This window comes from Sediminibacterium sp. FW305-C-49, from assembly GCF_058231085.1.
In genome coordinates this window covers 51,420-68,822 of the sequence record NZ_JBIQXS010000001.1, presented here as the reverse complement: position 1 = coordinate 68,822, position 17,403 = coordinate 51,420, and the positions used below count along the sequence as shown (strand labels likewise).

Genomic DNA, 17,403 nt, shown 5'->3' with positions numbered 1-17,403 from the left:
TGCTGTTTATGCTATAGTGTTTGTTGAATATTGTTGTTGTTTAGAATATACACGGTCAAATGTGTCTGAAAGATCAGCCACGAGGTCCTCTGGTTCTTCGAGTCCAATTGATAAGCGTATCAGACTGTCTGAAACACCTGCGGATCTTCTTTTCTCAGCCGGAATAGATTTGTGGGTCATATTAGCCGGATGTGATACTAGACTTTTAATTCCACCCAGGCTTTCTGCGAGTTTGAATAGTTTGGTAGCACTAACAAAATCAATGGCTGCCTGCGCTGTATCTTCTTTCAGGGAGAAAGAAACGATACCGCCAAAATTTTTGGACTGCTTTTTTGCAACTTCGTGATTGGGGTGTGTACTTAAACCCGGATAGTACACTTTATCAACTGCCGGGTGCGATTCCAGAAACTGGGCAACAGCAAGTGCACTACTGCAATGCTGGCGAATACGCAGGTGAAGTGTTTCAATACCACGAATCACCAGCCAGCTATCAAATGGCCCCAATATGGCACCACAGGCATTCTGTAAATATTTTAACCGGGCACCGATTTCTTGGTCTTTGGCTACTACAATACCGGCAATCAGATCGCTGTGTCCGCCCAGGTATTTGGTAGCGCTGTGAATCACAATATCAGCTCCCAATGAAAGAGGTTGTTGTAAGGCAGGTGTAGCAAAAGTATTATCTACGCAAAGTAAACAGCCATTGGCTTTGGCCACTTTAGCAATGGCCGCAATGTCTGAAATTTTTAAAGTAGGGTTGGTAGGCGTTTCCAGCCAGATCAGTTTGGTTTTTGGGGTAATGGCATCCACAATATTAGCTACATCACTAGTGTCTACATAATGTACTTTAATGCCAAACTGTTCATATACATTATTAAAAAGACGGAAAGCACCACCATAAATATCATCAACGGCAACAATTTCATCTCCGGTCTTCAGTAGTTTGATGACATTGTCGATGGCTGCAAGTCCGCTGGCAAATGCAAGGCCCACTTCACCATTTTCCAGTTCGGCAATTAACTTTTCTAGTGTGGCACGTGTGGGGTTTCCGCTACGGGCATAATCATAACCTTTGTTTACACCAGGTGCCTCCTGCACAAAAGTGGAAGTTTGGTAAATGGGTACGGCAATGGCACCGGTAAGTGGGTCAACCGGAATACTGTGAATCAGTTGTGTTGCGTTGCTCATGTTAAACAGTTTGCTTCTTTCCTGAGAAAGAAATGATGAATGTTGTTAATCAGTGTTTTTCGCAGCAACAAATCCTGAAGGAGAGTGAACTTACCGGCAGAGCATAAAAAAAGCTCACCCGGTAAGTCAGATGAGCTTGAACTATGTAGAACGGCGAACCGTTTTGAAATCAAACTTTTACTCTGACTTATCTCTTTCCGCCTGTGGCGGAATCGGATTTGGCACCTTCGTACCGCTGAGTAAGCGATATGGGTTGCCAAGGCATCATCGGGCCAATTCCCTCTGCCTTTCTTGATAAGTTGTTGTTGAAAGAACTGGTACAAAAGTAGGGTGCTGCCGATCAATTTACCAAATCTGTATAAAAAATAAATTTGTTAATTCTGTGAAACCTTTTGCTGTAAAGCGTTTCGTCGCATAAAATTTTTTCCTAACACTCGTTCGCTTGCAACAAAAAGGCTGACCGGATGTTCTTATCTTTACCTTTCAGCTATGGCAAAAAAGACTTCACAGGAGAATAAAACATCTCCTCCATCATTTCAGGAAGAGCAGATTTCTGTGTACGGCGCGCGGGAGCATAACCTGAAAAATATCGACATAAGCATTCCTAAAAATAAACTGGTTGTTTTCACGGGCGTAAGCGGAAGCGGTAAATCATCTCTCGCTTTCGATACCATATATAATGAAGGACAACGCAGGTACATGGAAAGTTTCAGTGCCTACGCACGCCAGTTTATGGGCGATATGGAGAGACCCGATGTAGATAAAATTACCGGGCTTTCACCTGTTATTTCCATCGAACAAAAAACAACCAATAAGAACCCGCGATCTACGGTTGGTACCGTTACAGAAGTATATGACTTTATGCGTTTGTTATTTGCACGGATTGGGGAAGCATATAGTTACAACACGGGGAAGAAGATGATCAAGTTCAGCGAGGAAGAAATCGTTGACAATATTTTTCAGAAATACAAACAGAAAAAAATCACTTTACTGGCGCCATTGATTCGTGGTAGAAAAGGTCATTATCGTGAGCTATTTGAAGATATCCGCAAAAAAGGATTTCTCAAAGTAAGGGTTGACGGTGAAGTAATTGATCTCACACCCAAATTGCAGGTAGACCGTTATAAAATCCATGATATTGAAGTGGTAATAGACCGTTTGCAGGTAACGGATGGTATGCGGGTAAGATTGAGTCAAAGTGTACAGCAGACCCTGAAAATGGGCAAAGACCTGATGTTCCTCCTCATCAATGATACCAGTAAAGTTGTACAGTATTCCAAACAACTGATGTGTGAAGAGACGGGGATTAGTTATGAGGAACCTTCACCCAATGCATTTTCATTTAATTCACCCTATGGCGCCTGCCCGGTTTGCAAAGGATTAGGCAATGTTTATTCGGTGAGTATGGAAGCGGTGATACCTGATCGTTCACTGAGTATAAAAGAAGGAGGTATTGCACCGTTGGGTGAGCAACGGGATGCCTACATGTTCAGAAACGTAGAAGTACTCGCAAAAAAGAATAAGATCAGCCTTGATAAGTCCATCAAAGAACTACCCGAAAAATCACTCAATATATTACTCTACGGAAATGCGGATGGTGTTACGGAAGAAATGGTAGATATGGATGAAGTAGCTACAGGAACACCTTATGAAGGTGTTTTTGAAGGTATTATTCCCATGCTCAAACGCTGGTTCACAGGAACGAGCAGCAGTGAGGCTTTAAGGGAATGGGTGGAACAATTCATGGAACTGAGAACCTGTGGGGAATGTAAAGGAGCAAGACTGAAAAAAGAAAGTCTCTGGTTTAAGGTAGATGAAAAAAATATTTCAGAACTCAGTAACCTGAACCTCGATAAACTGCAGAAATGGTTTGAAGGAATTGAGAAAAGGTTAGACAATAAGCAGAATGTTATCGCAAAAGATATCCTGAAAGAAATCAGAGAGCGTTTACAGTTTTTACTGGATGTGGGCCTTACTTATCTCTCGTTAAACAGGCCATCCAGAACATTAAGCGGTGGAGAGTCGCAACGTATCAGGCTTGCTACACAAATTGGATCGCAGTTGCAGGGTATTACTTATATACTTGATGAACCATCCATCGGGTTGCACCAGCGCGATAACCATCAACTCATCAAAGCCCTCCAAAATCTGCGAAACATTGGGAATACGGTATTGGTAGTGGAACATGATAAAGATATTATGCTGGCGGCAGATCATCTTGTTGATATCGGTCCGAGGGCAGGTACTTACGGCGGACAAATTGTTGCAGAAGGAACTCCATCCGAGGTGTTGAAGAGTCAGTCCGAAACAGCACAATACCTGAATGGGAAAAAAAGTATTGAAATACCTGCAGAGAGAAGAAGTGGCAATGGAAAAATACTGGAGTTAAAAGGTGCGGGTGGCAATAACCTGAAAAATGTAAGCGTACAGTTTCCATTGGGTAAACTCATTGTGGTGAGTGGTGTAAGTGGAAGTGGTAAATCAACACTCATCAATGAAACCTTATATCCACTGTTATCGAAACATTGTTATAACAGCAGGGTGACACCTATGGAATTCAAGAGTATCAAGGGGCTTGAGCATATTGATAAAGTGATTGAAATTGATCAGTCACCCATTGGCAGAACACCACGAAGCAATCCGGCAACCTATTGTGGTTTCTTTACAGAGATCAGAACTTTGTTTGCATCGGTTCCCGAAGCAAAAATCAGGGGATACAACGCAGGACGTTTTTCTTTTAATGTAAAAGGAGGCCGTTGCGATATGTGTGAAGGTGGTGGCATGCGTGTCATTGAAATGAATTTCCTTCCAGATGTGTATGTGCACTGTGAAAAGTGTAACGGCAAAAGATACAATCGTGAAACACTGGAGATAAGATACAAAGGCAAATCAATCAGTGATGTATTGAATATGACCGTTGATGAAGCCTGCGATTTTTTTCAACCTGTACATTATCTCTATAGAAAAGTAAAAGTGTTACAGGATGTAGGCCTCGGATACATTACATTAGGTCAGTCAGCGGTAACACTGAGTGGTGGTGAGGCACAACGGGTAAAGCTTGCAACAGAGCTTGGAAAAAAAGATACCGGCAAAACATTTTACATTCTTGACGAACCCACAACGGGTCTGCATTTCCAGGATATACGCCATTTGTTGGATGTGCTGAATAAGCTGGTAGACAGGGGTAATACCGTATTGGTTATTGAACACAACCTCGATGTAATAAAAGTGGCAGACCACATTATCGACCTGGGCCCTGAAGGTGGCGATGGTGGTGGTATCATTTTATTTGAAGGCACCCCCGAAGAAATGATCCACAATAAAAAAAGTCATACGGCGAGGTTTGTGAAGGAGGAACTAAAGGGGTAAGCCTCGAGCTGCTAGCTACTAGCTTCTAGATGAATGTCGCTAGAAGCTAGTGGCTAGCAGCTCGAAGCTTATCTCTTAACCATTTCTATATGTGGAATATTATCCTCCAGGTACATTTCACTTACCTGTACAAAGCCGAGTGATTCATAAAATTGCTGGAGATATAGTTGCGCACCTATTCTTATTGGTTGCTGACCAAATAAATAGTAAGCTGTTTCAATGGCATTTTTCATCAGTTCTCTTCCTGCACCCGTGCCTCTGTAAGCAGGAGAACTCACTACCCGACCAATTGAAATTTCCTCAAATGCAAGTCCGGCAGGTAATAAACGGCTATAGGCCACCAGTTTATTGCTATCCCAGCCCATCAGGTGCCATGATTGCAGGTCTTTCCCGTCCGGGTCAAGATAAGGGCAGTTCTGTTCCACCACAAATACCTCGCTTCTTAGGTGCATGATGGCATATAATTCCTGTGGAGAAAGGTCATTAAAGCTTTTGTAGTACCAGTTATATGGGCTCATGGAGTAATAAATGAATGAACAGGAGCAAAAATAGTGGTAGTACCATATTTATTTCACAACTTTGGCCCGCTGGAGAAAATATATTTTCAGCGCTTCAGGTATATGAAAAAAAGAGTTGCCATAATTGGTGCCGGTCCCGCGGGTTTAACCGCTGCGTATTTACTGGCCAAAGACGGACAATCGGTTACTGTTTTCGAGAAAGACCCGCAATATGTGGGTGGTATCTCAAGAACCGAATCTTATAAAGGATTTCATTTTGATATTGGCGGACACCGCTTCTTTTCAAAATCAAAAGAAGTGGAAGATTTCTGGACAGAAATTTTGGGTGATGAAATGCTCGAGCGACCCAGGAGCTCACGTATTTATTATAACCACAAATTTTTCTCTTACCCACTAGTCGCATTTGAAGCTTTAAATAAGCTGGGAATCATTGAAAGCGGACTTTGTGTGTTGAGTTATCTCAAAGCAAAAGCTTTCCCTATAAAGAACCCTACCAATTTTGAGGATTGGGTAACCAATCAGTTTGGTAAAAGACTCTTTAATATCTTTTTCAAAACATACACAGAAAAAGTATGGGGTATTCCCTGTAAAGAAATCAGTGCAGATTGGGCTGCGCAACGCATCAAGGGTTTGTCATTGAGCAGTGCCATCTGGAATGCCTTGTTCAAGCCCACAAAGAAAGCTGGTGATAAGGATAAAGTCATTAAAACGCTGATCGATTCATTCCGATATCCCAAACAGGGCCCGGGTATGATGTGGGAAGTGTGTGCCGAAAAAGCAAAGGCCAATGGTATGGTACTGGAGATGAATTGTGGCGTGCAGCAAATTCATTTGGCCAATGGAAAATGGACGGTGCAAACCAATAACAAAGGCAGTTTGGGTGATTTCGATTATGTGCTTTCATCTGCACCCATGCGTGAGCTGGTAGCCAGTGTATCTCCCGCTTTTGCACAACCTGTGCTGCAATCAGCAGCGGCATTGGGTTACCGCGATTTTCTTACTGTTGTATTGATCTGCAGAGATGAAGATGCTTTCAGCGATAACTGGATTTATATTCATGATCCCAGTGTGAAAGTAGGGCGGGTACAAAATTTTAAATCATGGAGCCCTTATATGGTGCCTGATCCAGCCATGGCTTGTTATGGACTTGAATATTTCTGTTTTGAAGGTGATGGTTTATGGACAAGCAGCGATGAAACCTTGATTGAACTGGGTAAAAAAGAAATTGAAAAGATTGGTCTTACAAAAGGCAGTTCGGTGGTAGATGGTTATGTGGTACGTCAACCCAAAGCCTATCCGGTATACGACCAGGATTATAAGGAGCATGTAGAGCATATTCGTCAGGCCATCAAAGCCTATCCGGGTTTATACCTGGTGGGAAGAAACGGTATGCATAAATACAATAACCAGGATCATAGTATGATGACGGCCATGCTGGCTGCTAAAAATATCATTGCGGGTAATGAATTGTACGATCTCTGGGAAGTAAACGAAGATGCCGAATACCATGAAGGTGGTAACAGGGGAGCAGAAGATAAAGTGGCGGGAAGAATGGTGCCTGAAAAAGTGTAAAAATCAATAAGCCACCGATTCGTCCACCTAAGGCGGATGAATCGGTGGCTTTAACTATAATTTAGGTTTATCTGCCTGGTACAGGAATCACGGGTAAACTCTCATTACCCGATTCATTTACACTCTGTACAGCAAAGAAATAATTGTCTTTGGAATAAGGTAACTGGTAAGATTTTTCAGTTGTAAATAATTTCTTCTGCCATACGGGGCTTGTTGTTTCACGCATCAATATATAATAGCCTTTTACTTTTCCTGTTTTTGGGGCAGACCAGGTAATCAGGCTATAATTACTCAAGCGACGCGTTTCAATTTTTACCTCTTCCGGCATGGCAGGTGCTTTTGATAAATTGGCAAGATTACTCAGGTTCATAGCAGTGTTCTTGCGCAGGTATTCATAGTCCATAAATTCTGGTAAGTCGCCATATTGAATACCGTTCTCCAGTCGAACATTCTGGTGCTGGTGATAATAGTTTTCATTCATTTCTGTAAAACGAACGGCTGCATACCCCTGTTCAATAAAAGAAGTATGGTCACCACCACGCAGAAAACGGTCGTTGCGATAAATCATCACTACTTCAAGGTTGTCTATATAACGTTCGCCAATTTCTTTGGTATAACGGGCGAGTTGACGCGCTTTTCCATCATTCTCTAAACCTAACTGGCGGATATTGCGGATATTTTTTTCTGTTTCAAAAGCCGGGATACCTTCACTGAAAACACGAATACGTGTGTTATCGATGATATTGGTTTCACTGGTATTGTTACTACCCATGATATCGTTATTCAGCACCGCTTCAATATTCCAGCCTTCTGTTTTGGCTTTTGTAGCCATAAATTTTGCACCCAGTAACCCTTGTTCCTCACCACTTACAGCTACAAAAATGATGGTAGCGGGAAAACTACGCTGACTCATGATTCTTGCACTTTCAATTACGGCTGCTGTACCACTGCCATCATCATTGGCACCAGGTGCATCGCCAATACGATCCATTACACTGGTGCGCATATTGTCGAGGTGACCACTGATCACAAAAATTCTTTTGTCTGCTGTGTCCGTTCCTTTTAGAATGGCCATTACATTGCCTAAGAGTAAGGTGGTATCAACCCGTCCGCCTTTTTGAAGGGTAGTGGTATCAATAAAAGCAGTTAACCTGCCATTCGATTTTTTAGCAAACTCATTAAATTTTTGCAGTACCCAGTTTCTTGCTGCACCAATACCTCTGTTGGGATCTGTTTGTGTACTCAGTGTATTTCTGGTACCAAAACTTACCAGTTTATAGATATATGCTTTCAGTGAATCGGCATTCACTTCTTTCACCATTTTTTCAATTTCCGGATCGCGTTGAATAATGGTTTGTGCATGTGTGGTTGTTGTAAGCATGATACAACCACTAATAGTGAGTAAGCGTAATATGTATTTCATAATGCAGAATTGGGTCTTAAATCTATGAATAACAAGGCTCATAACCATTTGTTTAATGTACGATTCGGTAAAACACGAACAACTCAGGGTGAATATGTGCTCTCAGCGTAAACTCCCCGTTCTCTTGTTCTCTGCGGTGAATGACAATCTCAATTCACCGCAGAGAACAAGAGATAACGAAGTTTACGCAGCGATCAATAGTTATATTTATCCTTCCATCTTTCTTTGAGGAATTTACGGAGCTCCTGTTCGCGGGCATTGTTACCGGGTTCATAGAATTTAGTACCTGCAATTTTTTCCGGCAGGTATTCCTGCGGAATAAAATTGCCCTCACCCATATGTGAATACTGGTAATCTTTTCCATAGTTCAGGTTCTTCATGAGTTGGGTAGGTGCATTGCGAATATGCAGTGGTACTGGCAGATCACCCTGTTTTTGAACTGCGGAAAGCGCAAGGTTGATGGCCATATATGAAGCATTGCTTTTTGCTGATGATGCCAGATAGGTGGCACATTGAGAAAGAATAATTCGGCTTTCAGGATAACCTATTTTATTGACTGCATCGAAAGTAGCGTTGGCGAGTAAAAGTGCATTTGGGTTGGCATTACCAACATCTTCACTGGCGAAAATTACCATACGGCGGGCGATGAATTTTACATCTTCACCACCTTCAATCATACGTGCCAGCCAGTATACTGCTGCATTGGGATCACTGCCACGCATGCTTTTAATAAAGGCAGAAACGATATCATAATGCTGTTCACCCTGTTTATCGTAGAGCGCTACTTTTTTCTGTGCCACTTCCATTACCAGGGCATCGGTAACAGAGATATCTTTAGCATTGTTTTGTTTGAGACTGGTTGTTTGAACCACCAGTTCAAATAGATTCAGGAGTTTACGTGCATCACCACCAGAAATATTGATCAGTGCGGTGGTTTCTTTTAATTCAATCCTGTACGATTTGAGTATGCTGTCTTTTTCTGCTACCTGTTGAAGTAAACGAATGAGGTCATCATCCTGTAAGGCTTTTAATACATATACCTGACAACGACTGAGTAAGGCGCTGTTTACTTCAAAAGAGGGATTTTCTGTAGTGGCGCCAATTAGTGTGATGGTACCTTTTTCAACGGCGCCCAGTAATGCGTCTTGCTGGCCTTTGTTAAAGCGATGTATCTCATCAATGAATAATACAGCGCCCGGACGGTGTTTGGCTTCTTCTATTACTTCACGCACATCTTTCACCCCACTGCTAATGGCACTGAGCTGAAAATAAGGAGCCTGTAAACTATGTGCAATGATATTGGCAATAGTGGTTTTACCTACACCGGGTGGTCCCCATAATAACATGGAAGGTATACGGCCATTTTCAATTGATGTTCTAAGGATACTTCCTTTGCCAGTCAGGTGTTCTTGTCCGACAAGATCATCCAATACAACAGGCCGCATTCTTTCCGCTAAAGGTGTTGTTGTGTTCACTTTTGTAAAGTACAAAAAAGACCAGAGATTCTTTTACTGATTTGTGGGTGTGGTGAACAGGTGTCCGAATTTTTTCACCATCCCCAGACCCAATATGACATGTGCAATAATGATGATGCTGGCTACCAGCATACATCCAGCAACCCCTTTTAGTAAGGAGATGATGAAATCGGGTTTCATTCCTTTGGGTAAGTTAGGCTGTGCGTCGATCATTTGTGTTACAAAGTCGCTCAATGCAACCGGCCCTAATGACAGGATACCAATGGCATTGATAAAAAACATACCACCCATTACCAGGCTCACATAGGCATTTACTTTGATCCAGTCTTTGAGTGAAGGTTTACAACGTGCATTTCTTTCGATACCGGTAGTCAGAAATTTAAAGCTGGAAAAAGTATAGATGACGATGCTGGCAAATAAAAATAGCATCAACCACATCGATGGATTCATCAGTGCCGGAATCAGGATCAGTAAGCCCATCAGACCAAAAAGACAAGCAATGGGGAGCATGATGTAGGAAAGAATACGGAATATTTTCAGCGAGCGCATAGAAATAGGAATTATAGCCCGCAAATGTATTGATAAATAAATAAGCCACAGATTCACCGAGCAGATGGTAAACCTGAAAATATTTATACATAAGAAAGTTAGGTATTTGTGATTTTTTTATATTTTAGGGTATGAATAAGTCGGCTTTATATAAAGGTTGCCTGGAACCTATAATTCTTCAGCTATTAAAGGATAACGGGCGTATGTATGGTTACCAGATTACACAAAAGGCCCGGGAGTTGACCAAGGGGCATTTGGATATTACAGAAGGAGCGTTGTATCCATTGCTACACAGGCTTGAGGAAGAAGGAATATTAGAAACTGAAATTGAATCGGCAGGAAATCGTATGCGGAAATATTATTCACTTACAAAAGCCGGTAAAAAACAATCCGTTCATTCATTTAATGAACTGCAATCATTTTTAAACAACTTATCCCTGATTTTTCAACCTAAAACTGCTTAACTATGTTAACTGATGAACAGGTGCAGGAATTGCATGCTTATTGTAACCGAAAGGGGGTACACTATTATGATGTTCAGGTGGAAATTGTAGATCATATGGCCAATGCCATTGAAACTAAAATGCAGGCTGATCCTTCTTTGGAATTTAAAAAAGCCCTCGAAGAAGTGCACGTTTCTTTCGGAAGTTTTGGTTTGAAGGAGATTGTGAGGTCAAAATCAGTTTATATGCGTAAATCATATAAACAAATGAGACGAAAATTGTTCTTGTCTTACTTTACTTTCCCTAAAGTTGCTTTAACCATATTGATGTTGCTTTTAGTAACTACTTACCAGCAGTTTTCAACCAGTGTAGATATGCTGGTGTACGGAACGGGTGCTATGGGAATGGTTTTTCTCTATCTGTTTATTTCACAGGAATTGCGCAACAAAAAAATCAGAAGACAGCACCGGCAGAAATTACTTATGACAGATCCTCAGTATTTTGATTTCGGGTTTTTCTACCTGATCTTTTTCATACAAATTGGCAGCAGGTCCTTAAACAAAGGTTTTTTGGCTACGGTAAGTGAAGAGAGTATTACACTGCTTGAATATTATCTGTTCTCGGGGTTATTTATTTTATACACTGTTTTTTGGCTGGTCAGAAGAGAAATGATCAAAACTGTTCATGTTAAGGCAATGGAACAATATCCGGCGGCGTTTGTAAAATAAATGAAGCCACAGATTCGTAGATTATTTTCTCATCTGTGAATCTGTGGCTTTCAGGTAATTGTATTAATTTTTCAAATCCAACTTAATCTGTAATTCATCAAACTGCTGCTTGTCTATCGTGCTTGGGGCATCTAACATTACATCGCGGCCGCTGTTGTTTTTAGGGAAGGCAATAAAGTCGCGGATGCTTTCGCTACCGCCTAAAATAGCACAAAGACGATCGAAACCATAAGCGATACCGCCATGCGGGGGAGCACCATATTCAAAAGCACCCAAGAGGAAACCAAACTTATGTTGTGCTTCTTCTTCACTCATGCCTAATGCAGCAAACATTTTTTCCTGTAATTCACGCTGGTAGATACGGATAGAACCACCGCCAATTTCATTACCATTCAACACCATATCATAGGCATTGGCCTTGATATTGGAATAAGGATGTTCCAGGTATTTATCGGCGTTTTCAATCAACGGATTATTATTGATCATCACTTCAATCTGATCAGGTTTTGGAGAAGTAAACGGATGATGACGTGCTACCCATCTGTTCCCCTCTTCATCGTATTCAAACAAAGGAAAGTCAAGTACCCACAATAATTTGAATTCATCGTCTTTTCTCAGTCCCAGTCTTCTACCTATTTCGAGACGTAACTCACTGGTTGCTTTCCTGGTTCTTTCTTCTCTGCCAGCCAGTATCAATACCAGATCGCCAGCTTTGGCACCAGCGGCATCTGCAATGGCTTTCAGTTTGTCTTCATTATAAAATTTATCGACACTGCTTTTATAAGTACCGTCTGTATTGCATTTGATGTATACCAGTCCCTGCATACCTATCTGCGGACGTTTTACCCATTCAGTCAGCTCATCTGTTTGTTTACGGGTATATTCGCTGCAACCGGGTGCAGCAATGGCGAGCACTGTTTCTGCATTGTCGAAAACACCAAAGCCGGCGCCATTGATCAGTTCACCTGTAGCATTTATTTTTCCACCTTTCAGAAAAGCTGATTTAAGATTAGCGATCTGCATACCAAAACGGATATCCGGTTTATCATTACCATACATCCACATGGCATCTTCCCAACTCATGCGTTCCACTTTTTCGGTGTAGTCGATATTTTTCACGTCTTTAAACACACGTTTCACCATTCCTTCAAACATGTTCAATATATCTTCCTGCTCTACAAAAGCCATTTCGCAGTCGATCTGTGTAAACTCCGGCTGACGATCGGCACGAAGATCCTCATCGCGAAAACATTTTACCACCTGATAGTAACGGTCGTACCCGCTCACCATCAATAGCTGTTTAAAAGTTTGTGGTGATTGTGGTAAAGCATAAAACTGACCCGGGTTCATCCTGGAAGGCACTACAAAATCTCTTGCCCCCTCTGGTGTTGATTTAATCAGGAAGGGGGTTTCAATATCCATGAAATTATTTTCATGCAAATAGTTTCTCGCGGAACGGTTCACTGCATAACGTAATTCAAGATTTTTCTTGATGGCATTTCTGCGCAAGTCAAGAAAACGATATTTCATACGCAGGTCATCACCGCCATCTGTATCATCCTGAATGGTAAAGGGAGGTACGGCTGATTTATTCAGAATAGTAAAGTTGCTGATATGAATTTCGATATCACCGGTAGGAATGTTGGGATTCTTATTACTTCTTTCTGCAACAGTACCGATGGCCTGTAATACAAACTCACGTCCCAATGGCTGGGCATCCAATGCAGCATTCAATTCTTCACCAAATAATAACTGTGTAATACCATAACGATCACGAAGATCAACGAATGTAATGGCACCGAATTTACGAACGGTCTGTACCCAGCCGGCAAGGGTTACATTTTTACCTGCATCACTGGCTCTTAACTCTCCACAAGTGTGTGTACGAAACATAGATGATTCTTTGAGGTTGATTGCTTGGTGGGGGAAATTGATGGTTCATAGCCCATAGTCCATGTACTATCGTACTTCCTCCCAAGGGCGGCAAATATACTCCAAAAGCTGCAAGCATCTGAACGAGATGGGCTTGAAAAACAGCCGTTTTATCTCATCTTTGCTGCATGCAAGCAAACAGATCACGGAAAGCACATCGTTTGGCGGTGGCTGTTTTCTTTTTTATGGCGGGTTTATGTTTTGCCAGCTGGGCAAGCCGGATACCGGATATCAAGCTGAAGCTTGGATTGAGTGATGCTGGTTTGGGGGCTGTTTTACTCGCACTTCCATCGGGCTTGATGCTGAGCCTGCCATTATCGGGTTGGGCCGTTACCCGTTTCAGTAGTAAAACCATGGTAACCATTGCTGCGGTAGGTTATCCTTTGATATTGATCCTGATAGGTGCCGTAACGGCTACCTGGCAACTGGCTGGGGTACTTTTCTTCTTTGGCATTTTTGGTAACCTCTATAATATTTCCGCCAATACACAGGCAGTAGGGGTGGAATCGCTTTACCAGCGATCGATTATGGCTACTTTTCATGGTATCTGGAGTCTGGCAGGTTTTTCGGGAGCAGCCATCGGTACATTTTTGATAGCGCAGGGGATAGCACCGATGCATCATTTTTTATTGATCTGTATTATTTCACTCATCGTTGTATTACTGGCACAGGGTTATATTCTCCCCAACGATTCACAACCGGAAAATAAGCAACCCCTTTTTGCTAAACCGGATGCTACCATATTAAAGCTTGGACTGATTGCTTTTGGATGCCTTGTTTGTGAGGGAACCATGTTCGACTGGAGTGGTGTATATTTTCAGAAAGTAGTGGAAGCGCCTAAGGAAATGGTAACACTGGGTTATACTGTTTTCATGGCCACCATGGCCACTGGAAGATTTTTGGGTGACAGACTCGTTACAAGGTTTGGTATCCAGCGGATGTTGCAGGCCAGTGGCATTATCATCAGTAGTGGATTGGCGATTGCTGTATTGTTTCCCACCATTGTTTCGGCAACGATGGGTTTCTTTCTTGTCGGGCTTGGTGTTTCATCTGTTGTGCCACTTGTGTACAGTGCAGCCGGTAAATCGAAAACCATGTCGCCCGGAGTAGCATTGGCGGCGGTATCTACTATTGGATTTTTAGGCTTTTTGATTGGTCCACCGCTTATTGGATTTATTGCGGAGTTATCAGGTCTGCGATGGTCCTTTACCATCATTGCCATGATCGGGTTTTCTACTACCATTATGGCCACCCTCATGAAATGGGAGCGTTGATCTAATTTGTAAATAACTCCATTTTAACTCTCGTTCTCCCTTTCTCACTGTTAATGCATTTTACAAATTTGATATAACTATTTCCGAGGGTGTTTAGCAGGGAGAAAGGAAGAAGGGAAGGTTTCGCAGAGTCGTTAAATAAAATATAAAAGGAGCCAAACAGGTACTGAAAATCATTTCTGGTAAAAGAATTGGATTACAGAAGATGTAAACAGTTCATAACCCTGAAAATGATTTTGTATGAAAAAACTGCTACTCTTTACCACACTGATTATTATCCTCACCAGTTGCTCCAAGTCGGTCATCGATATAAGTCCGCGATCCATTGCCGGAACATGGGTGGTATCCGATGCTGCCCGCAGTGATGGATATGGATGGCAATATTTCCGTTCGGGACTGGAAGATGGTGTATTCGATTTCTACAACAATGGTAGTGCTGAATACGATGACGGATATAACCTGATGAGAGGCTCATGGCGTATCAGAACCGTTATTGGCGGTTATTACGACCAGTATGGTAACTACTACGACCGTGCACACGATGTATGGGAAGTAAATGTGTACGACAATTATACCGGTGCTTCTGTTGATATGTATTTTGATGATATTGCTGTGTATAATAATCGTATCGTAGCTACCAATTATAACGGTAACTATATAACACGTTACACATTCAGAAGACTGTAAACTAATCTGCGAATCAGCGGCTAACAGTAAGCCGCAGATTCGCAGATTGTATTGGCTAAGGAGGGATGGTTTTCATCTTTTAATTACTTGGGTTATTTTCTCACAAGGTTGTTGAGCGAAAACGACACCACATTTTTTTTGATTGATAATGTTTGTCGTTTGGGTTGTTTTTGGTTGCCAAGACAGAGTAACAATACTGCCGCTCCGGCAATCGCCACTGCAAATGGTTTCATGTTTATAGAATGATGCTGTTTTGAAAATGGTATACGACTTCCCCCTACCGTCGCTGACGGCACCATTGGGTACTGATATTGGGGTATAAGAAATAGCTGCAGCTACTGCTTACATCACATTCATCAGTGTTCTTTTCCGGAAATGGTGAACGGGAAGAAATTTAGTTGATGCGAACTTCTGGTGGTTTCACGCGCTGACGGAAACGGGCAAACAGAAATTCAGTGTGGTGGTTCATATTACATGGGAGCGAGGCTCCATTTACTTTGATTGCATAAAGGTATAAGGGCGGAAAACACCACTGTATAAAAACAGGGACAAGCGGGACTTGCGCCAATACAAGCGGTAAAGTACCTGTGATGAATGGTAATATAAGTGCGTCGGCGGCAAAATAGCTTGTTCAGCGGCTCATTTGCTACATTGTTTCATTTTCTTCCTTATGCCAGGGTCGCCAGATCAGGTAGTAGAATCCTAATATCAGTACACCCATACTAAAAGGAATTAAAGCCAGGTGTTTGAAGGTATATGTTCCCCATACCATTCTATCAGCAAATCCTAAGAACTCACTCACCATCCAGTAAGAATTGGCACTGATCCATACCGCAATCGCAATATTGTGGCAGAGTTCCGACATCATTTTTCTCGTTCGCCAACTGATCACCAATGCAATGGTAAGTGTGGGTACAATCATTGTGATACCGAGTATCTTAAAACCTAAACACCATGCGATGTCTTTAAAGAGCCAGAAAACAATATGCAGGTTTTCCATTTTCCGGTATTTCAACGGAATACTGTAGTGTTGCTTGGGTGAGTTTGACATGTAAGCAGTTCTGGTAATTGGCAAATAACTGCAATATTAATTTTTTTCGGTTTTCAGCGACTTAAAATTCTGCTGAAACGGCGTACATCGGCGGCGGGCATGATATCCTTTTGATGTACAAGTGATGCGGTAAACTGCTGTGCAAAGTAGGGAGCCAGTGAACAGCCCTTTGTTCCCATGCCATTGAAGAGACCAACTGCATGCTGTACCGGGTGCATACCTACAAATGGTCGTCTTTCCATATTGGCTGGTCTTTCAGCAGCGATATGATCAATGATGCTGAAAGGAAGTTTTAACCAGTGTTGTAAATGCGTTGCTACTTTTTGTCTGAAATCGGCAGAAGGATTGGTGTCGGTAAAGTTCCATTCGTAAGTAGAACCGATCCACCAAAGATGGTCTTTCCAGGGAACCAGGTTGATGCCCTGTTTATAAATATTAGTAGCAGGTAAGTTTTTGATTTCTGCAATGATGGCCTGTCCCTTATTGGGTGCATAAGGTAACAAATGAAAATATGGATTTTGTAATCCGGCTGCCCCTTCACAACAAATAATGGCCGAAGCATGAATGCCCGCATAGCTTACTCCTGTTTCAGTAATACTACAGTCATTCCAGTTAAAACTTTGTTCAAGCAAAGCATTGGCTGATCGTAACTCGGAGCGCCAGCGTTCCAGCAATGTATGCAGATCGATAAGCCAGCATGGGTTGATTTCTCCCACACCAAAATCAAAGTTGAAATACTGTTCTAATCCTTCCGTATGTTCCGGTACACGCAGGTATGCTGTTTCTTCCGGCAACCTTTCTTTGAAAGCCAGCATCATTTGTGGAGTAGGATGGAAGTCGAGGATATTGCATTGGCGGATCAATGAAACACCCAGTTCTTTTTCCAGTTGCCGGTAAGCCTGCACGGCGAATGGCATAATGGTATCAATTTCCCAGGTACGAACAATTCTTCTGCCTGTAACCGGATTAATCACACCACTCGCTACTTTGGATGCAGTATAAGGTTTTGATTCATCCACCACCATCACTGTCTTCCCCGCACGCATCAGGTTCCAGCTTAACATGGTACCGCAGATGCCCTGGCCGATGATGAGATAATCAAGATTCATGATGTCTGATGTCTGATGTCTGATGTCTGATGTCTGATGTCTGATGTCTGATGTCTGATGTCTGATGTCTGATGTCTGATGTCTG

At 42.1% G+C, this 17,403-nt stretch carries 15 protein-coding genes and 1 riboswitch; of the genes, 6 read left to right on the top strand and 9 right to left on the bottom strand.

Features of this window, described 5'->3' with window-relative positions; translation table 11 throughout:
• Nucleotides 1–6 precede the first annotated feature (6 nt).
• Nucleotides 7–1,188, bottom strand: a complete 1,182-nt coding sequence (locus ACH3Z1_RS00255; RefSeq protein WP_490819811.1) for a trans-sulfuration enzyme family protein — start codon at nucleotides 1,186–1,188, stop codon at nucleotides 7–9.
• A gap of 184 nt (nucleotides 1,189–1,372) precedes the next feature.
• Nucleotides 1,373–1,489: riboswitch (SAM riboswitch) on the bottom strand.
• Between the two features lie 188 nt (nucleotides 1,490–1,677).
• Between ACH3Z1_RS00255 and uvrA the strand changes: the two genes are divergently transcribed.
• The gene (gene uvrA / locus ACH3Z1_RS00250) at nucleotides 1,678–4,557 is read left to right on the top strand and encodes an excinuclease ABC subunit UvrA (RefSeq protein ID WP_490819809.1); all 2,880 of its coding nucleotides are present in this window, start codon (nucleotides 1,678–1,680) and stop codon (nucleotides 4,555–4,557) included.
• A 68-nt stretch (nucleotides 4,558–4,625) separates the two neighbouring features.
• Here the strand turns inward: uvrA and ACH3Z1_RS00245 are convergent, their stop codons facing one another.
• Nucleotides 4,626–5,075, bottom strand: coding sequence for a GNAT family N-acetyltransferase (locus tag ACH3Z1_RS00245; RefSeq protein WP_490819808.1), 450 nt, complete (start codon nucleotides 5,073–5,075; stop codon nucleotides 4,626–4,628).
• 102 nt (nucleotides 5,076–5,177) lie between these two features.
• Here ACH3Z1_RS00245 and ACH3Z1_RS00240 point away from each other — a divergent pair, with 102 nt between their 5' ends.
• Nucleotides 5,178–6,647 (top strand): NAD(P)/FAD-dependent oxidoreductase, encoded by a 1,470-nt coding sequence (locus ACH3Z1_RS00240; RefSeq protein WP_490819806.1) that lies wholly within the window; start codon nucleotides 5,178–5,180, stop codon nucleotides 6,645–6,647.
• A gap of 67 nt (nucleotides 6,648–6,714) precedes the next feature.
• Here ACH3Z1_RS00240 and ACH3Z1_RS00235 read toward each other — a convergent pair whose 3' ends face one another.
• From ACH3Z1_RS00235 to ACH3Z1_RS00225, 3 genes are all read right to left on the bottom strand, one after another.
• On the bottom strand, nucleotides 6,715–8,070 hold the full coding sequence (locus ACH3Z1_RS00235; RefSeq protein WP_490819805.1) for a M28 family metallopeptidase: 1,356 nt from the start codon (nucleotides 8,068–8,070) through the stop codon (nucleotides 6,715–6,717).
• Between the two features lie 194 nt (nucleotides 8,071–8,264).
• A complete protein-coding gene (locus tag ACH3Z1_RS00230) occupies nucleotides 8,265–9,515 on the bottom strand; it encodes a replication-associated recombination protein A (protein WP_490821231.1) in 1,251 nt (416 codons plus the stop codon).
• A 63-nt stretch (nucleotides 9,516–9,578) separates the two neighbouring features.
• Nucleotides 9,579–10,094: a hypothetical protein gene (locus ACH3Z1_RS00225; protein ID WP_490819804.1), complete on the bottom strand. Its 516-nt coding sequence runs from the start codon at nucleotides 10,092–10,094 to the stop codon at nucleotides 9,579–9,581.
• Nucleotides 10,095–10,225: 131 nt separating this feature from the next.
• On the opposite strand from ACH3Z1_RS00225, the gene ACH3Z1_RS00220 reads away from it, so the two are divergent.
• Both ACH3Z1_RS00220 and ACH3Z1_RS00215 read left to right on the top strand, forming a co-directional pair.
• Nucleotides 10,226–10,558 (top strand): PadR family transcriptional regulator, encoded by a 333-nt coding sequence (locus tag ACH3Z1_RS00220; protein WP_490819802.1) that lies wholly within the window; start codon nucleotides 10,226–10,228, stop codon nucleotides 10,556–10,558.
• 2 nt (nucleotides 10,559–10,560) lie between these two features.
• Complete coding sequence (locus ACH3Z1_RS00215; protein WP_490819801.1) at nucleotides 10,561–11,265, top strand: hypothetical protein; 705 nt, start codon at nucleotides 10,561–10,563, stop codon at nucleotides 11,263–11,265.
• A 63-nt stretch (nucleotides 11,266–11,328) separates the two neighbouring features.
• On the opposite strand, the gene aspS is transcribed toward ACH3Z1_RS00215, so the two are convergent.
• Nucleotides 11,329–13,158 carry an aspartate--tRNA ligase gene (gene aspS / locus ACH3Z1_RS00210; protein ID WP_490819800.1) on the bottom strand — a complete coding sequence of 610 codons (1,830 nt, stop codon included), beginning with the start codon at nucleotides 13,156–13,158 and terminating at the stop codon, nucleotides 11,329–11,331.
• A 167-nt stretch (nucleotides 13,159–13,325) separates the two neighbouring features.
• On the opposite strand from aspS, the gene ACH3Z1_RS00205 reads away from it, so the two are divergent.
• Both ACH3Z1_RS00205 and ACH3Z1_RS00200 read left to right on the top strand, forming a co-directional pair.
• Nucleotides 13,326–14,471 (top strand): MFS transporter, encoded by a 1,146-nt coding sequence (locus ACH3Z1_RS00205; RefSeq protein WP_490819798.1) that lies wholly within the window; start codon nucleotides 13,326–13,328, stop codon nucleotides 14,469–14,471.
• Nucleotides 14,472–14,711: 240 nt separating this feature from the next.
• Nucleotides 14,712–15,158: a hypothetical protein gene (locus tag ACH3Z1_RS00200; protein ID WP_490819797.1), complete on the top strand. Its 447-nt coding sequence runs from the start codon at nucleotides 14,712–14,714 to the stop codon at nucleotides 15,156–15,158.
• A gap of 92 nt (nucleotides 15,159–15,250) precedes the next feature.
• Here ACH3Z1_RS00200 and ACH3Z1_RS00195 read toward each other — a convergent pair whose 3' ends face one another.
• The 3 genes from ACH3Z1_RS00195 to ACH3Z1_RS00185 form a co-directional block, all read right to left on the bottom strand.
• The gene (locus ACH3Z1_RS00195) at nucleotides 15,251–15,391 is read right to left on the bottom strand and encodes a hypothetical protein (protein ID WP_490819795.1); all 141 of its coding nucleotides are present in this window, start codon (nucleotides 15,389–15,391) and stop codon (nucleotides 15,251–15,253) included.
• Nucleotides 15,392–15,804: 413 nt separating this feature from the next.
• Nucleotides 15,805–16,209 carry a hypothetical protein gene (locus ACH3Z1_RS00190; RefSeq protein WP_490819793.1) on the bottom strand — a complete coding sequence of 135 codons (405 nt, stop codon included), beginning with the start codon at nucleotides 16,207–16,209 and terminating at the stop codon, nucleotides 15,805–15,807.
• Between the two features lie 53 nt (nucleotides 16,210–16,262).
• On the bottom strand, nucleotides 16,263–17,403 hold a 1,141-nt coding region (locus tag ACH3Z1_RS00185; protein WP_490819792.1), incomplete at its 5' end, for an NAD(P)/FAD-dependent oxidoreductase.

Excerpts from the sequence above, each read along its gene's own strand:
- ACH3Z1_RS00255 (WP_490819811.1), bottom strand. The coding sequence starts at position 1,188 with ATGAGCAACGCAACACAACTGATTCACAGTATTCCGGTTGACCCACTT.
- uvrA (WP_490819809.1), top strand. The coding sequence starts at position 1,678 with ATGGCAAAAAAGACTTCACAGGAGAATAAAACATCTCCTCCATCATTT.
- ACH3Z1_RS00245 (WP_490819808.1), bottom strand. The coding sequence starts at position 5,075 with ATGAGCCCATATAACTGGTACTACAAAAGCTTTAATGACCTTTCTCCA.
- ACH3Z1_RS00240 (WP_490819806.1), top strand. The coding sequence starts at position 5,178 with ATGAAAAAAAGAGTTGCCATAATTGGTGCCGGTCCCGCGGGTTTAACC.
- ACH3Z1_RS00235 (WP_490819805.1), bottom strand. The coding sequence starts at position 8,070 with ATGAAATACATATTACGCTTACTCACTATTAGTGGTTGTATCATGCTT.
- ACH3Z1_RS00230 (WP_490821231.1), bottom strand. The coding sequence starts at position 9,515 with ATGCGGCCTGTTGTATTGGATGATCTTGTCGGACAAGAACACCTGACT.
- ACH3Z1_RS00225 (WP_490819804.1), bottom strand. The coding sequence starts at position 10,094 with ATGCGCTCGCTGAAAATATTCCGTATTCTTTCCTACATCATGCTCCCC.
- ACH3Z1_RS00220 (WP_490819802.1), top strand. The coding sequence starts at position 10,226 with ATGAATAAGTCGGCTTTATATAAAGGTTGCCTGGAACCTATAATTCTT.
- ACH3Z1_RS00215 (WP_490819801.1), top strand. The coding sequence starts at position 10,561 with ATGTTAACTGATGAACAGGTGCAGGAATTGCATGCTTATTGTAACCGA.
- aspS (WP_490819800.1), bottom strand. The coding sequence starts at position 13,158 with ATGTTTCGTACACACACTTGTGGAGAGTTAAGAGCCAGTGATGCAGGT.
- ACH3Z1_RS00205 (WP_490819798.1), top strand. The coding sequence starts at position 13,326 with ATGCAAGCAAACAGATCACGGAAAGCACATCGTTTGGCGGTGGCTGTT.
- ACH3Z1_RS00200 (WP_490819797.1), top strand. The coding sequence starts at position 14,712 with ATGAAAAAACTGCTACTCTTTACCACACTGATTATTATCCTCACCAGT.
- ACH3Z1_RS00195 (WP_490819795.1), bottom strand. The coding sequence starts at position 15,391 with ATGAAACCATTTGCAGTGGCGATTGCCGGAGCGGCAGTATTGTTACTC.
- ACH3Z1_RS00190 (WP_490819793.1), bottom strand. The coding sequence starts at position 16,209 with ATGTCAAACTCACCCAAGCAACACTACAGTATTCCGTTGAAATACCGG.